Below are 14896 nucleotides of genomic sequence, written 5' to 3'. Positions count from 1 at the left end.
CGTGCCGGAGGACGGCGACGCCCCGGTGGTCGTGGTCGGCGCGGGCCCCGTGGGCCTGCTGCTCGCCGGGCAGCTGCGCCTCGCGGGCGCGGGCGTGGTGGTCCTCGACCGCCTGGCGGAGCCCGTCACCGAGTCGCGGGCCTCCACCCTGCACGCGCGCACGATAGAGATCCTCGACAGCTGCGGTGTGCGGGACCGGCTGGGCACGGTCCCGCACGAGCCGCGTGGACACTTCGGAGGCATCGGCCTGGACCTGACGCTGCCCGTCCGCCATCCGGGGCAGTCGAAGGTGCCGCAGACCAGGCTGGAGGAGGTCCTCGGGGAGTGGGCCGCGGAACTCGGCGCGCGGATCCTGCGCGGGCACGAGGTGACCGGGCTGGCCACGGCCGGGGACCACGTCACCGTGGAGGCCCGGCGTCACGCACCGGACGGCCCGGCCCTGGGGACTCCCCTCACGGTCCGGGCCGGCTGGGTGGTGGGCTGCGACGGCGAGCACAGTGCGGTGCGCCGTCTCGGCGGATTCGCCTTCCCCGGCACGGACACCGGCCGGGAGCTGTTGCGGGCCGACGTGGCCGGCCTCAGCATCGCCGCCCGGCGTTTCGAGCGGGCCCCCGGGGGACTGCTGGTCGCGGCACCCGGCCCCGGCGGAGTGACCCGGGTGATGGTGCACGAACACGGCGCCGCACCGTCGCGGGGGCCGGTCCGGTTCCAGGACGTGGCTGGGGCCTGGTGGCGGGTCGCCGGGGAGGACATCTCGGCGGGCACCCCGCTGTGGGTGGACTCCTTCGGTGACGCCTGCCGCCAGGCGGACCGCTACCGGATCGGCCGGCTGCTGCTGGCCGGTGACGCGGCACACCGGCAGCTGCCCGTCGGCGGCCAGTCCCTGAACCTGGGCCTGCAGGACGCCTTCAACCTGGGCTGGAAACTGGGTGCGGTGGTGTGCGGCCGGGCCCCGGCGACACTGCTCGACAGCTACCACGACGAGCGGCACCCGGCCGGACGGCAGGTGCAGGCCGACGTCCGCGCCCAGGCCCTGCTGCTCCTGGGCGGTCCGGAGGTGGACGCGGCCCGCCAGGTGCTGGCGGAACTGACCGGACACGAACAGGTACGCACCCATCTGGCCGGGCGGATCGGCGGGCTGACCGTCTGTCACGTTACGGACGGCGACGGCCATCCGCTGCTGGGCCGGCGGCTGCCCTTCCCCGGTCCGGCCGCGCTCGCGGCGCTGCGTTCCGGGCGCGGGGTGCTGGTGCTGCCGGCCGGCCCGGACCGGGCCCGGTCACTGGCCGGGACGGCCGGGCCGTGGGCGGACCGCGTGACGGCGGTGTCCACCACCGTGGCCGGGTCCGGTCTCCCCGGTCCGGCCGCCCTGCTGGTGCGCCCGGACGGCCATGTGGCCTGGGTGGACGGCGGTGGGGACGGCAAGGGCGCGGACCAGGCACGGGACACCGGCGCGCGTACCGGAGGAGGGTGCGAGCGGCGGCTCCGGCACGCGCTGGAGCGCTGGTTCGGGCCCGGCGCCCGGACCGGTGGACATAGGACGCGGCCGGCGGTGGCGCCGGCCCGGAAACGGGGTGAGGGAATGGGCAGACTGACAGGCCGGACGGCACTGGTCACCGGATCGAGCCGGGGCATGGGCCGGGCGGCGGCGATCCGGCTGGCGGCGGAGGGCGCGCTGGTCGCGGTCCACTACGCGGAGAGCAAGGACGCGGCCGAGGACGTGGTCGCCGCCGTCGAGTCGGACGGCGGACGGGCGTTCGCCGTGCGTGCCCGGCTGGGTGTGCCCGGCGACGTCGACGAGCTGTTCGGCGCGCTGGAGCCGGCGCTGCTGGAACGCACCGGCTGCACCGATCTGGACATCCTGGTCAACAACGCGGGCGTGATGGGAGGGACCAGCCCGCTCACCACGACGCCGGATGAGTTCGACCGGCTGTTCGCCGTCAACGCACGGGCGCCGTTCTTCCTGATCCGGCGGGCGCTGGAGAACATGCCGGACGGTGGCCGGATCATCAACGTCTCGTCCGGCCTGACCCGGTGCGCGAACCCGGACGAGATCGTGTACGCGATGAGCAAGGGCGCGCTGGAGCAGCTCGCGCTCCACTTCGCCAAGCTCCTCGGCCCTCGTCGCATCACCGTCAATACGGTGGCACCCGGCATCACCCGGAACGACGACCCGGTGTTCCGGATCCCCGAGGCGGTCGAGCAGATGGCCGCCCTGTCCGTGTTCGACCGCATCGGCGAGCCGGGTGATGTCGCGGACGTGGTGGCCTTCCTGGCCACGGACGAGGCCCGCTGGATCACGGGGTCCTTCGTGGACGCCACCGGCGGCACCCTGCTCGGCTGATGCGGGCGGGGACCACCGCCGGGCCGGTGTCCCGGCGGGTTCCGTGGGCCCTGGTGTGCGTGCTGGCCGCCACGATGCTCCTCGACGCCCTGGAGGTCTCCTCCACGGTGGTGGCTTCACCCGTCATCGGTCAGGCGCTGGGGCTGCCGCCGAGCGGGGTGTTCTGGCTGGCCGGTGGTTTCGCCGCCGGCTTTGCCGCGCTGCTGCCGGCGGCGGCCGGGCTGGCGCGCCGGTTCGGCCGGCGGCGCGTCCACCTGGGCGCGCTCGCGCTGTTCGCACTGGTGTCCGCCGGATGCGCCGCCGCCGACACGGGTGCCTGGCTGCTCCTCGGCCGGGTGGTCAAGGGAGCCTGTGCCGCTCTGACCGCACCGACCGGGCTCGCCATCATCCTGGCCACCGTCCCGGACGGACCGGACCGCCGCCGGGCCGTCTCGGTGTACTCGCTGTGCGGGGCCGCCGGCTTCTGCGGCGGTCTGCTCCTGTCCGGGCTGCTGGCCGGGACGAGCTGGCGGCTGGTGCTCGCCCTGCCGGCACCGGCCGCGTTGGTGCTGCTGGGTGCGGCGGCCCGGCTGGTCCCCCGCGATCCGCCCGGTCTGCGGGGCGGCCGGCCGCCGGCTGCCGGCGAGGGCGGACTGCGGACGCTGTGCCGCCACCGGCCACTCGTACGGGCCTCGCTGACGGCCGCCGCGTTCAACGGGGCGTACGTCGTCTTCCTGCTCGTCGCGGCGTGGCAACTGCATCACCGGGGCGGCCGGGGGCCGTGGCTGACGGCCTGTGTGTTCCTGCCGGCGGCCGCGCCGGCCGCGCTGACCGCCTGGTGGTCGGCCCGGCTCGCGCTGCGTATGGGGCCGGCCCGGTCGGTGGCCGCCGGAGCCCTGCTGGCTCCCGTCGGCTATCTGCTCTTCCCCCGCGACGCCGGGGCGCCCGGGTCGCACCCTGCCGGGATGCTCCCGGCCACGGCCGTGCTCGGCCTGGCCTTCGTCCTGGTCTTCACCGCCCTGCACCTGCAGGCGGTCGGGACCGTCGCCGAGGAGCTGCGTCAGCAGGCGACGGCCTTCTACCAGACCTGTGTGCAGGCGGGCCCCGTCCTGCTGGCCGCACCGGCCGCGGCGCTGGTCACCACCGGACCGGACGTCGGACCGGCCCTGTGGCTGGTGACCGCTGTGGCGGCGGCCGGCGCACTGATGGCCCTGACCGGTCCACGGTCCCGGGGACCGGGCCCGCGGGCCTCCCCTTCCCTCTCGACTCCGGAGGCACCATGACAACCGCTCGGCTCTCCCGTACGTACGCGACGGAGGACGGTGACACGGTCGAGATGACCGTGCCGGACACCGAAGCCCTCCACTCCGCCGGACTGTCCGTGCGCACCGCGATCCTGGAGCGGTACGTCCGTGAGGAGCTCGGGCGCGTCCTCGGCATCCACCCGCGGAGCGTCGACACCACGGGCCGTCCGATGGGCTGCCTGGGGATCGGCTCGATCTCGGGCATCGAACTCCAGTACCGCATGGAAGGCGCGCTGGGAGTCGAACTCAACCTGCAGCGGCTGTTGCTGGCCAACAGCGCCCAGGAGCTCATCGACTGCCTGGCCTGGCAGTTCGGCCCGGAAGGGGCCGAGAAGTACGGGAGCACGGTGCCCGCATGACCGTCACGACCGTGCTCCCTGACGGGGCCACCGCGATCCGCCGACGCGGCCCGGAGGAGCCCTGCGACTTCTCCGTCGCCCCGGACCGGGTCGACCTGTGGCTGATCCACCTCCCGGCCGGCACCGCGGCCCTGGACCGTACCGGGCTGGACGACCGCGAACGGGCCCGGGCCGACGCCTTCATCCGCCCCGCCGACGGACTGCTGTACACCGCGGCGCACGTCGCGCTGCGTCGGCTGATCGCGGCCTACACCGCCGGCCGGCCCGAGGAGGTGCGCTTCATGCGGGAGCCGTGCCCCGGGTGCGGGGAGGCACACGGCCGGCCGGCGGTCGCCCCGCCGCCCCCGCCGCTGCACTTCTCGCTCTCGCACAGCGGGGGGATGGCGCTGGTCGGGGTGGCCGACCGTCCCATCGGCGTCGACGTGGAGAAGCTGCCCGGTGCCGAGACGGTGGACATCTGCTCCAGGGCCCTGCACCCCGACGAGCGGGCGGAACTGGACGACGTCCCGGCCGAGGACGCGCGGCGGGAGATGTTCGGCCGCATCTGGACCCGCAAGGAGGCCTATCTCAAGGGCCTGGGTACAGGTCTGAGCCGCTCGCCCGCCGAGGACTACCTGGGGGTCGACACGGGCCGGCACCCCGGTGACTGGACGATGATCGGCATTCCCTGCGGCGCCACCCACGCCGCGTCGGCCGCCGTGCGGGGCGCGCCCCCGGCCGTGGCCGAGATACGCCGGGTGCCCGACCTGTGGCTGACGGGGGGCCGCCCGCCCGGCGGCGCGGCCGAAGCCTGACCCGGCCGCCCCGACCCGCCCGGACCCGCGGTCCGGGGCGCACTCGACCGACACCGAACGATGGAGGCACACCCATGTCCACAGCCCAGGACACGACGGGGACGGCGGACACCGTCCAGCGCCGTGTCGACACGCTCCACGAACTCAAGGACACCGCCCGCGCCGGGGACCCCGAAGCGACCCGCCGTCAGCACGCCAAGGGCAAACTGACCGCTCACGAACGCATCGCGCTGCTGCTCGACAAGGGCTCGTTCACCGAGGTGGAGGGATTGCGCCGGCACCGCGCGACCGGCTTCGGGCTGGAGGGGAGGAAGCCGGCCGGTGACGGTGTCGTCACCGGGTGGGGCACGGTGCACGGCCGGAGCGTGTTCGTCTACGCGCACGACTTCCGTGCCTTCGGCGGCGCGCTGGGCGAGGCCCACGCCGCGAAGATCCACAAGGTGATGGACCTGGCGGAGGCGGCCGGCGCGCCGCTGGTCTCCCTGAACGACGGAGCGGGTGCGCGTATCCAGGAGGGCGTCACCGCGCTCGCCGGGTACGGCGGCATCTTCCGGCGCAACACCCGCGCCTCGGGGGTGATCCCGCAGATCTCGGTGATGCTGGGACCGTGCGCGGGCGGCGCGGCCTACAGTCCGGCGCTCACCGACTTCGTGTTCATGGTGCGCGGGACTTCGCAGATGTTCATCACCGGCCCGGACGTCGTCAAGGCCGTGACGGGTGAGGAGATCACCCAGAACGGCCTCGGCGGCGCCGATGTGCACGCGGCCGTGTCAGGCGTCTCGCACTTCGCGTACGACTCGGAGGAGGAGTGCATCGAGGACGTGCGCCACCTGCTGTCGCTGCTGCCGTCGAACAACCGCGAGCTGGCCCCGGCCGAGCGTTCCGGCGATCCGGCCGAACGCCCGAACGACCGGCTGCTGGACCTCGTCCCGGTGCAGGCCGGACAGGCGTACGACATCCGCGCGGTGATCGAGGAGATCGTCGACGACGGGGACCACTTCGAGGTGCACCCCGCGTGGGCGCCGAACCTGGTGTGCTCGCTGGCCCGGCTGGACGGGCACGTGGTCGGCGTCGTCGCGAACAACCCCTCGGCCTTCGCAGGCGTACTGGACATCGAGGCGTCCGAGAAGGGCGCCCGGTTCGTGCAGTTCTGCGACGCGTTCAACATCCCGCTGGTGACACTGGTGGATGTGCCCGGCTTCCTGCCCGGCGTCGGGCAGGAGCACAACGGCATCATCCGACGGGGCGCGAAGCTGCTGTACGCCTACTGCAACGCGACCGTGCCCCGTATCTCGCTGGTGCTGCGCAAGGCGTACGGCGGTGCGTACATCGTGATGGACTCCCGGTCGATCGGTGCGGACCTGGCGCTGGCCTGGCCGACCAACGAGATCGCGGTCATGGGTGCCGAGGGCGCGGCGAACGTGGTGTTCCGCAGGGAGATCGACGCGGCCGACGATCCGGACGCCGTCAGGGCGCAGCGCATCGCGGAGTACAAGGAGCAGCTCATGCATCCGTACTACGCGGCCGAGCGGGGCCTGGTCGACGACGTCATCGATCCGCGGGACACGCGCTCGGTGCTGATCAGGTCGCTCGAGATGCTGCGGACCAAGCACGCCGATCTGCCCGCGCGCAAGCACGGCAACCCGCCGCAGTGAGTGCCAGGACCGGGAGCGTCCCCCGGCATCCGTCCCCTGTGCCCCCAGGCAGTGAAGGAGCAGTGATGAGCATGGACGGAACGAGGCCCCCGGCCGACGTGTCCCAGGTGATCCGGGTGGTGAAGGGGCGCCCCGACGCCGAGGAGCTGGCCGCGCTGACCGCCGTCGTCATGGCCCGCGCGGCGGCGGCCGAGGCCGAGCGGACCGGTACGGCGGCCGGAGGGCCGACGCCGGCCGGGTGGCGGCGGCGGGATCGCACCCGGGGGTTCCTCGTGCCGCGTACCTGGCGTCCCGGCTCCATCCCGGCTCCGGGCCGGTGAGCCGGTCACGGCCGGCTCACGGCCGGCTGACCGGCCCTGTCCCCTTCGAGTCTTCCACCCGTGCGAGGAGTACCCCCATGACGCAGCGCACCCCCGTCCGCACCGGCCCGGAGGCGGCAGCATGAGACTGCTGGTCACCGGCGGAGCCGGCTTCATCGGCTCGCACTTCGTCCGCACCCTGCTCGACGGCGGCTACGCGGGACACGGCACGACCCGGGTCACCGTGGTCGACAAGCTCACCTATGCCGGCAACCGTGACAACCTGCCCGCGGCGCACCCCAGGCTGGAGTTCGTCCGCGGTGACATCTGCGACGCGCGTCTGCTCGGCCGTGTGCTGCCCGGCCACGACGCGGTGGTGCACTTCGCCGCCGAGTCGCACGTGGACCGCTCGGTGGCGTCCGCGGCCGAGTTCGTCCGGACCAACGTGGGCGGCACCCAGACCCTGCTGGACGCCTGCCTGGCGGCCGGCGTGCGGCGGATCGTCCACGTCTCCACCGACGAGGTCTACGGTTCGATCGCCGAAGGCGCCTGGACGGAGGAGTGGCCGCTGCTGCCCAACTCCCCGTATGCCGCCACCAAGGCCGCGTCCGACCTGGTCGCCCGCGCCTACCACCGCACCCACGGCCTGAACGTGTCGATCACCCGCTGCTCGAACAACTACGGGCCGTACCAGCACCCGGAGAAGCTCATCCCGCTGTTCGTGACGAACCTGCTGGAGGGCGAGCCGGTCCCCTTGTACGGCGACGGGCTCAACGTCCGCGAGTGGCTGCACGTCGACGACCACTGCCGGGCGATCGCGCTGGTGCTCGACGGAGGGCGGCCGGGCGAGGTGTACAACATCGGCGGCGGCAACGAGCAGACCAACCGGGCCGTCACCGAGAGGCTGCTCGCCCTGTGCGGCGCGGACCGGTCCCGGGTACTCCGGGTGGCCGACCGCAAGGGGCACGACCTGCGGTACGCCCTGGACGAGACCAAGATCCGCGAGGAACTCGGCTACGTCCCGCGCATCCCCTTCGCGCAGGGACTGGCCGACGTCGTCGCCTGGTACCGCGACAACCCCGGCTGGTGGAAGGCCGCCAAGCACCGCAGCGCCCAGTCCGCCCGACAGCACGAGGAAGGCAACGCGTCATGAACACCCACAAGGGCCTGATTCTCGACGAGACCGTCAAGTACCACCAGGACCTCCAGGACGACCGGCCCTTCGTGCCGGGGACGACGGAGATATGGCCGGCCGGGGCGGTCCTGGACGACGCGGACCGCACGGCTCTCGTCGAAGCGGCGCTGGACATGCGGATCGCGGCCGGACCCAGCTCGCGAAGGTTCGAGTCGCGGTTCGCCCGCAAGCTCGGACTCCGCAAGGCGCACCTGACCAATTCGGGTTCGTCCGCCAACCTGCTGGCTCTCTCCGCCTTCACCTCACATCTGCTGGAGGACCGCCGGCTGCTGCCGGGCGACGAGGTGATCACGGTCGCGGCGGGCTTCCCCACGACGGTCAACCCGATCATCCAGAACGGGCTGGTCCCGGTCTTCGTCGACGTGGAACTGGGCACCTACAACACCACCGCGGCCCGGGTCGCCGCGGCCATCGGCCCCAGGACGAGGGCCATCATGATCGCGCACGCGCTGGGCAACCCCTTCGAGGTGGCCGAGATCGCGCAGCTCGCCGTGGAGCACGACCTCTATCTGATCGAGGACAACTGCGACGCGGTCGGATCCACCTACGACGGCCGGCTCACCGGCACCTTCGGCGACATCACCACGGTCAGTTTCTATCCGGCCCACCACCTGTCCATGGGCGAGGGCGGCTGCGTACTCACCTCGAACCTGGCACTGGCCCGGATCGTGGAGTCGATGCGCGACTGGGGCCGGGACTGCTGGTGCGAACCGGGCGAGACGAACAAGTGCCTCAAGCGGTTCAACTACCAGATGGGCACGCTGCCCGAGGGCTACGACCACAAATACATCTTCAGCCACATCGGTTACAACCTGAAGGCCACCGACCTCCAGGCCGCACTCGGCCTGACCCAGCTGGACAAGCTGGACCGGTTCTGTGAGGCCCGGCGCCGCAACTGGAAGCGGCTGCGCGAGGGCCTGGACGGGGTGCCGCACCTGGTGCTGCCCGAGGCGACGGTGCGCAGCGACCCCAGCTGGTTCGGCTTCGCGCTCACCGTGGAACCCGACGCGCCCTTCGCCCGGGCCGCCCTGGTGGACTTCCTCGAACAGCGCAAGATCGGCACCCGGAGGCTGTTCGCCGGCAACCTGACCCGCCACCCGGCCTACCTCAACCGTCCGTACCGGGTGGTCGGAGACCTGACCAACAGCGACATCATCACCGACCAGACCTTCTGGGTCGGGGTCTACCCGGCGCTGACCGAGGAGATGCTCGACTACGTCATCGCCTCGGTGAAGGAGTTCGTGGGGGCCAACTCGTGACCTCCACCGCGGCCGTCTCCCTGAGCCCGCGGCTCGATGAGCGGCTCCCCCACCGTTTCGCGCGTTCGGCGGCCACCGCCGAGGGCGCCCACCTGCGCACCGAGGACGTGGCGCGCTGGCTCGACGGGCGCCGCGCGGCCCACCGCTTCCAGGTCGACCGCATCCCGCTGGCGGATCTGGACGGCTGGTCGTTCCAGGAGGGTACCGGCAACCTGGTCCACCGCAGCGGGCGGTTCTTCACCGTCGAGGGACTGCGCGTGACGACCGGTTCCAGCCCGTACCGCCAGTGGCACCAGCCCATCATCAGGCAGCCCGAGATCGGCATCCTCGGCATCGTCGTCAAGGAGTTCGACGGCGTACTGCACCTGTTGATGCAGGCCAAGATGGAGCCGGGCAACCGCAACCTGCTCCAGCTCTCGCCCACCGTCCAGGCGACCCGCAGCAACTACACCAAGGCCCATCGGGGTGCGGACGTGCGCTACCTCGAGTACTTCACCGACCGTTCCCGGGGGCGGGTGCTGGCGGACGTGCTCCAGTCCGAGCACGGCTCCTGGTTCTACCGCAAGAGCAACCGCAACATGATCGTGGAGGCGGTCGGCGACGTCCCCCCGCACGAGGACTTCTGCTGGCTGACCCTGGCTCAGGTGGCTGAGCTGCTGCGCCGCGACAACGTGGTCAACATGGACGCGCGTACGGTGCTGGCCTGTGCCCCGGCGGCCGGGGCGGGGGCCGGCGCACTGCACTCCGACACCGAGCTGCTGTCCTGGTTCACCTCCGAGCGGGCGCGGCACGACGTGGAGGCGGAGCGGATCCCGTTGGACCGGATCCCGGGCTGGGAACGGGGTGAGTGGTCCATCGACCACGAGGCCGGCCGCTACTTCAGCGTGGTCGCCGTGTCGGTGCGGGCCGGCAGCCGGGAGGTGACCGGCTGGACGCAGCCCTTGTTCGAACCCAGGGGACTCGGCGTGACCGCGTTCCTGACGCGGCGTATCGGCGGCGTCCCGCATCTGCTCGCGCACGCGCGGATCGAGGGCGGGTTCGCCGACACGGTGGAACTGGGGCCGACCGTGCAGTACACCCCGTCAAACCACACGCACCTGCCGGTGCGTCCGCCGTTCCTCGACGCGGTGCTGGACGCCGGGCCGTCGCGCATCCGGTACGAGGTGCTGCACTCGGAGGAGGGCGGCCGGTTCCTGAACGCGGAGAGCCGCTACCTCTTCGTCGAGGCCGACGAGACGCAGGCACCGCTCCAGGCCCCACCGGGATATCTATGGGCCACCCCCCACCAACTCTCCGGTCTGGTGCGGCACAACCACTACCTCAACGTGCAGGCGCGTACGCTGCTGTCCTGCCTGACCTCGGGAGCGGTCCGACTCTGATGGAACCGTTGCGCATCGGCGTGCTCGGCTGCGCCGGCATCGCCCGCCGCCGGATGCTGCCGGCCTTCCGCGCCTGCCCCGGTACGGAACTCGTCGCAGTCGCCTCCCGGGACCTCCCACGGGCCCGGGAGACCGCGGCGGAAGCCGGCTGCGAGGCAGTGCACGGCTACGCGGAACTCCTGTCCCGCACCGACGTCGACGCCGTGTACGTGCCCCTTCCCGCCGCCCTGCACGAGCAGTGGGTGCGGGCCGCGCTGGAGGCCGGCAAGCACGTGCTCGGGGAGAAGCCCCTGACCACCGACCCGGAGGCGACCGCCGGGCTGGCCGCGCTGGCCGCCGCCTCGGGGCTGGCCCTGCGGGAGAACGTGATGTTCGTTCACCACACCCAGCACGCGGCGGTGCGGCGGCTGGTGGCGGACGGGGCGATCGGCCAGATCCGGGCGTTCCGCGCCGCGTTCACCGTTCCCAGGCTGCCGGACGGTGACATCCGCTACGACCCGGAGCTGGGCGGCGGAGCCCTCTGGGACACCGGCGTCTACCCGGTCCGGGCCGCCCTGCACTTCCTGGGCGGGGCCCTGGAAGTCGTCGGCGCCGTCCTGGGGCACGACGGACACGGCGCGGCCGTGGACACGGCCGGAGCCGCACTCCTCCAGGACACGACCGGAGTGGGCGCCCAGCTCGTCTTCGGACTCGACCACGCCTACCGGTCGCAGTACGAGATCCTGGGCAGTGCCGGCGCCCTCACGGTGGACCGGGCTTTCACCCCGCCGGCCGGGGACCCGCCGCGGGTCCTGCTGGAGCGGGGGGGCTCGGTCACACGGATCGACCTGCCACCGGACGACCAGGTGCTCCGTACGGTCACCGACTTCGCCGCCGCCGCCCGCGACGGAGCCGCCGCCGATTCCATGATGCTGCGGCAGGCGGACCTGCTGGACCGGATACGCGGGAGTGCGTCGGCCCTATGAGGGGCCGCGCCGTCACCGAACCGCACCGGCGGAGACACCGCCACGTCACGAGAGGACCGCCCCCCCATGTCCGTGTACTCCCACGAGCCCGGCGAACAGCGCGAGCGGGTCGGGAAGGCCGCCGCCCATGTCCTGGCGCCCCCCGGGCCGAGCGGTCCGTCCCGGTGAGCTGGCTCCCGCTGTCCCCGGGCCCGCGGCCGGCCCTCGAAGCCGGGACCGGGGTGAGGCCGGTCACCCTCGACGCCGACGGCGTACCGCTGTCCGGCCTCCTGGCGCAACCCCCGCACGGACCGCCCCGGGCGGTGGTGGTCGCCCTGCACGGCAGCGGAATGAGCGCCGGCTACTTCGACAACCAGGCGGGCCCCGGACTGTCGCTGCTCTCCCTGGGTGCCGGGCTCGGCTACACCGTGCTCGCGCTGGACCGTCCCGGTTACGGGGCCTCGGCGCGGTGGCTGCCCGAGGGCCAGAGCCTGGCCGGGCAGACCGCGGCCCTCCGCGCGGCGCTGGACGGCTTCGGGCACGCATACGCACAGGGCGCGGGCTTCTTCCTGCTCGCGCACTCCAACGGCGGCCGTCTCGCCCTGTCCACCGCCGCGGCCGAGGACCCACCACCCGGCGGCCTGATCGGGCTGGACATCTCCGGGCTGGGCAGCGCGTTCGCTGTGAGGCGCGGTCAGCTACCGGGTCCCGGCGTCCGCGGTGACTGGCGCCGGCACTGGGGAGCACTGCGCATGTACCCCCCGGGCGCCTTCCGGCTGGGGCAGCGACTGGTGGCGGCCGTGCCGGCGCGCGAGGCCCGGGAGACGGCACTGTGGCCACGGATGTACCCCGCCATCGCCTCCCGGGTGCGGGTGCCGGTCCGGTTCACGTTCGCCGAGCAGGAGCAGTGGTGGCGGTGCGACGAGGCGGCGGTGAGCGAGCTGGTCGCACCGCTGGCCGCACGCCGGGTGGCGGTGGAACGGCAGCCCGGCGCCGGACACAACATCAGCCTGGGCTGGGCGGCCCGCACCTACCATCTGCGCGCTCTCGCGTTCCTGGAGGAGTGCCTCCTGGCAGGGAACACCGCGGCGGGGAAGGGGTGAGGTGACGGTGCGAGGCGTCCTGGGCCGTACCTTCGCGTCGCTGGCGGTGCGGAACTTCCGGCTGTTCGCCGGCGGACAGCTGGTGTCGGCGGCCGGCACCTGGATGATGGTGATCGCCCAGGACTGGCTGGTGCTCTCCCTGACGAGTGACTCCCCCGGCGCACTGGGGTTGGTGACGGCGCTCCAGTTCTCGCCGCTGCTGCTGCTCACCCTGTACGCCGGCGGCCTCGCCGACCGCTACGACAAGAGGCGGCTGCTGATCGCCGCCAATCTGGTCTCCAGCGGGTCCGCGGCAGCTCTGGCGGTCCTGGTCCTGGCCGACCGGGTACAGCTGTGGCACGTCTACGCCTTCGCCCTGGTGCTGGGCACCGTCAACGCGGTCGAGGTGCCGGCCCGGCTGTCGTTCGTGAGCGAACTCGTCGGCGCCGAACTGCTGCCCAACGCCTCCGCGCTGAGCGCGGCCTACTTCAACATCGCGCGGGTGGTGGGTCCGGCCGCCGCCGGGCTGCTCGTCGCCTGGTGGGGCACGGGACCGGTGATGTTGGTCAACGCGGTGAGTTTCGGGGCGACGGTGGCCGGGCTGCGGCTGATCCGGCCGGCCGAGCTGCACCGGGCCGCGCACCGGCCGGCGCGCGCGGCGGTCCGGGACGGCGTCCGCCATCTGCTGGCCCGCCGGGACCTGCTGCCGCCGATGGCGCTGGTCGCGGTGACCGGCATGATCGGGTTCAACTTCCAGCTCACCCTGCCGCTGCTCGCCAAGACCGTCTTCCGCACCGACGCCGCGGCCTTCGGGCTGCTCACCACCGCGCTGGCGGCCGGATCCCTGGTGGCGGCGTTCGTGACCACCGCCCGCCGCGGGAGGCCAGGGCTGCGCCTCGTGTGGGGGACCGCCCTGGCCTTCGGGCTGCTCCAGGCGCTGGCCGGGCTGGCGCCCGCGTTCGGCGCCGCCCTGCTGATGCTGTTCTGTGTGGGCTTCGCCTCCGTCTTCTTCACGCAGGCCGCCAACCACCACATCCAGCTGGGTTCCGACCCGGACTTCAGGGGCCGGATCATGGCCCTGTACACCCTGGTCTTCCAGGGCACCACTCCTGCGGGCGCCCTGCTCACCGGGGCCGTCAGCGCCGCGTACGGAGTGCGCTGGGCGATGGTGGCGGCCGGGGTGGTCTGCGCGGCGGCCGCACTGGCCGTGCCGGCGGTGAGCCGGCGCCTTCCGTTGACTCCGGGGACGGCCCCTGTCGCCAACCCGGCGCCGCGTGAGGAAACCGGCCGGAGCGCCGCGAACTCCTGACGAAAATTGGCATCGACCTGACATGGCGATGGTTGCGCCCTGCATGCGCTCCTTGGAGACTCGAGTACACCCCGAGTACGAACCCGTACTCCTCCCGCAATTCTGCGACAGGCGCCGTGACAGAAGATTCTCTCCCCTTTCTGACGAGGAGCATTCTCCGTGCGATTCAATCTCATCGGCCCCTTCGAGATCGTGACCGACGACGGCCGCGTCCACCGTCCCGGCACCCCGAAGGTCTGCCAGACCCTGGCACTGCTGCTCACCCGGCCGAACGAGATCATCACGGCCGAGTCGCTCATCCAGGAGCTGTGGGGGGAGCGCCCCCCGCGCAGTGCCGTCACCACCCTGCAGACGTACATCTACCACGCGCGCCGGATGTTCGTGAACGAGCGCCTGACCGACCCCGACCGCCCCCTCATCGTCACCTGCCCGCCCGGGTACGCGATCCAGGTGGAGGACGACGAGGTCGACGTGCAGGTCTTCGAGCGCCTGGTCAACCGTGCCCGCACGCTGCTGGCGGACGGTGACCCGGTCTCGGCTCTGCGCACCGTCGGGCAGGCGCTGGAGCTGTGGCGCGGACCCGCCCTGGCCAACTTCCCCGCGGGCGACGTCCTCACCGGTCACCTCGCGCATCTCGAGGAACTGCGCATCCGGGCCTACGAGATCCGCATCGAGGCCAAGGACCGGCTGGGCCAGCACCGGGAGTCCATAGCGGAGCTGCGCCGGCTGATCAACGACTACCCGCTCAACGAGTGGTTCCACAGCCGGCTGATCGCCGCCCTGGGTGCGACCGGCCGCCGGGCGGAGGCCCTCCAGGCCTACCAGAACGTGCGCAGGCTGCTCGCCGACGAGCTGGGCCTTGAGCCCTCGCTCGAGATCAAGCGGCTCCAGGTACGGCTGCTGAACCCGGAGCCGAGCGAGGGGGTCCCGTGGGCAACTCGGACGGGACACCGCGTCCTCGTCGACGCGAAGTCCGCCTGACGAAGCCCCCTGC

The 14896-nt window shown here is 72.8% G+C and carries 13 protein-coding genes; all 13 read left to right on the top strand.

From position 1 onward, the window contains the following. Position 1 precedes the first annotated feature (1 nt). The 13 genes from ACHFIV_RS05615 to ACHFIV_RS05555 all read left to right on the top strand — a co-directional run bounded on the left by ACHFIV_RS05615 (position 2) and on the right by ACHFIV_RS05555 (position 14883). Positions 2-2344 carry an SDR family oxidoreductase gene (locus ACHFIV_RS05615; protein ID WP_398964309.1) on the top strand — a complete coding sequence of 781 codons (2343 nt, stop codon included), beginning with the start codon at positions 2-4 and terminating at the stop codon, positions 2342-2344. Beyond that, positions 2344-3606, top strand: a complete 1263-nt coding sequence (locus ACHFIV_RS05610; RefSeq protein ID WP_398964308.1) for an MFS transporter — start codon at positions 2344-2346, stop codon at positions 3604-3606. The genes ACHFIV_RS05615 and ACHFIV_RS05610 overlap by 1 nt, the downstream gene beginning before the upstream one ends. Next, positions 3603-3986: an acyl carrier protein gene (locus ACHFIV_RS05605; protein ID WP_398964306.1), complete on the top strand. Its 384-nt coding sequence runs from the start codon at positions 3603-3605 to the stop codon at positions 3984-3986. The genes ACHFIV_RS05610 and ACHFIV_RS05605 overlap by 4 nt, the downstream gene beginning before the upstream one ends. Then, positions 3983-4780: a 4'-phosphopantetheinyl transferase family protein gene (locus ACHFIV_RS05600; RefSeq protein WP_398964304.1), complete on the top strand. Its 798-nt coding sequence runs from the start codon at positions 3983-3985 to the stop codon at positions 4778-4780. Before ACHFIV_RS05605 ends, ACHFIV_RS05600 begins: the two co-directional genes overlap by 4 nt. A 74-nt stretch (positions 4781-4854) precedes the next feature. Next, positions 4855-6435 carry an acyl-CoA carboxylase subunit beta gene (locus ACHFIV_RS05595; protein WP_398964303.1) on the top strand — a complete coding sequence of 527 codons (1581 nt, stop codon included), beginning with the start codon at positions 4855-4857 and terminating at the stop codon, positions 6433-6435. Between the two features lie 65 nt (positions 6436-6500). Next, entirely contained in the window at positions 6501-6755 is a 255-nt protein-coding gene (locus tag ACHFIV_RS05590; protein WP_398964301.1) for an acyl-CoA carboxylase epsilon subunit, read from the top strand. Between the two features lie 121 nt (positions 6756-6876). Continuing rightward, positions 6877-7887: a dTDP-glucose 4,6-dehydratase gene (rfbB, locus tag ACHFIV_RS05585; protein WP_398964299.1), complete on the top strand. Its 1011-nt coding sequence runs from the start codon at positions 6877-6879 to the stop codon at positions 7885-7887. Next, entirely contained in the window at positions 7884-9188 is a 1305-nt protein-coding gene (gene rfbH, locus ACHFIV_RS05580; RefSeq protein ID WP_398964297.1) for a lipopolysaccharide biosynthesis protein RfbH, read from the top strand. The genes rfbB and rfbH overlap by 4 nt, the downstream gene beginning before the upstream one ends. Beyond that, positions 9185-10567: an NDP-hexose 2,3-dehydratase family protein gene (locus tag ACHFIV_RS05575; RefSeq protein WP_398964295.1), complete on the top strand. Its 1383-nt coding sequence runs from the start codon at positions 9185-9187 to the stop codon at positions 10565-10567. Before rfbH ends, ACHFIV_RS05575 begins: the two co-directional genes overlap by 4 nt. Further along, positions 10567-11532, top strand: coding sequence for a Gfo/Idh/MocA family protein (locus ACHFIV_RS05570; RefSeq protein WP_398964293.1), 966 nt, complete (start codon positions 10567-10569; stop codon positions 11530-11532). The genes ACHFIV_RS05575 and ACHFIV_RS05570 overlap by 1 nt, the downstream gene beginning before the upstream one ends. A 164-nt stretch (positions 11533-11696) precedes the next feature. Beyond that, positions 11697-12614, top strand: coding sequence for an alpha/beta hydrolase (locus ACHFIV_RS05565; RefSeq protein WP_398964291.1), 918 nt, complete (start codon positions 11697-11699; stop codon positions 12612-12614). Between the two features lies 1 nt (position 12615). Continuing rightward, positions 12616-13902, top strand: a complete 1287-nt coding sequence (locus tag ACHFIV_RS05560) for an MFS transporter (protein WP_398964289.1) — start codon at positions 12616-12618, stop codon at positions 13900-13902. 159 nt (positions 13903-14061) lie between these two features. After that, complete coding sequence (locus tag ACHFIV_RS05555; RefSeq protein ID WP_398964287.1) at positions 14062-14883, top strand: AfsR/SARP family transcriptional regulator; 822 nt, start codon at positions 14062-14064, stop codon at positions 14881-14883. Positions 14884-14896: the final 13 nt, after the last annotated feature.

The organism is Streptomyces sp. ALB3 (genome assembly GCF_044385685.1).
Classification (GTDB): Bacteria; Actinomycetota; Actinomycetes; order Streptomycetales; family Streptomycetaceae; genus Streptomyces.
Note: the sequence above shows the minus strand (reverse complement) of the source record. Positions and strands in the feature narration are given on the sequence as shown.

What these genes read in the sequence shown, in the direction of transcription:
- ACHFIV_RS05605 (WP_398964306.1), top strand. Translation starts at nt 3,603, where the DNA reads ATGACAACCGCTCGGCTCTCCCGTACGTACGCGACGGAGGACGGTGAC.
- rfbH (WP_398964297.1), top strand. Translation starts at nt 7,884, where the DNA reads ATGAACACCCACAAGGGCCTGATTCTCGACGAGACCGTCAAGTACCAC.
- ACHFIV_RS05590 (WP_398964301.1), top strand. Translation starts at nt 6,501, where the DNA reads ATGAGCATGGACGGAACGAGGCCCCCGGCCGACGTGTCCCAGGTGATC.
- ACHFIV_RS05570 (WP_398964293.1), top strand. Translation starts at nt 10,567, where the DNA reads ATGGAACCGTTGCGCATCGGCGTGCTCGGCTGCGCCGGCATCGCCCGC.
- ACHFIV_RS05595 (WP_398964303.1), top strand. Translation starts at nt 4,855, where the DNA reads ATGTCCACAGCCCAGGACACGACGGGGACGGCGGACACCGTCCAGCGC.
- ACHFIV_RS05600 (WP_398964304.1), top strand. Translation starts at nt 3,983, where the DNA reads ATGACCGTCACGACCGTGCTCCCTGACGGGGCCACCGCGATCCGCCGA.
- rfbB (WP_398964299.1), top strand. Translation starts at nt 6,877, where the DNA reads ATGAGACTGCTGGTCACCGGCGGAGCCGGCTTCATCGGCTCGCACTTC.
- ACHFIV_RS05610 (WP_398964308.1), top strand. Translation starts at nt 2,344, where the DNA reads ATGCGGGCGGGGACCACCGCCGGGCCGGTGTCCCGGCGGGTTCCGTGG.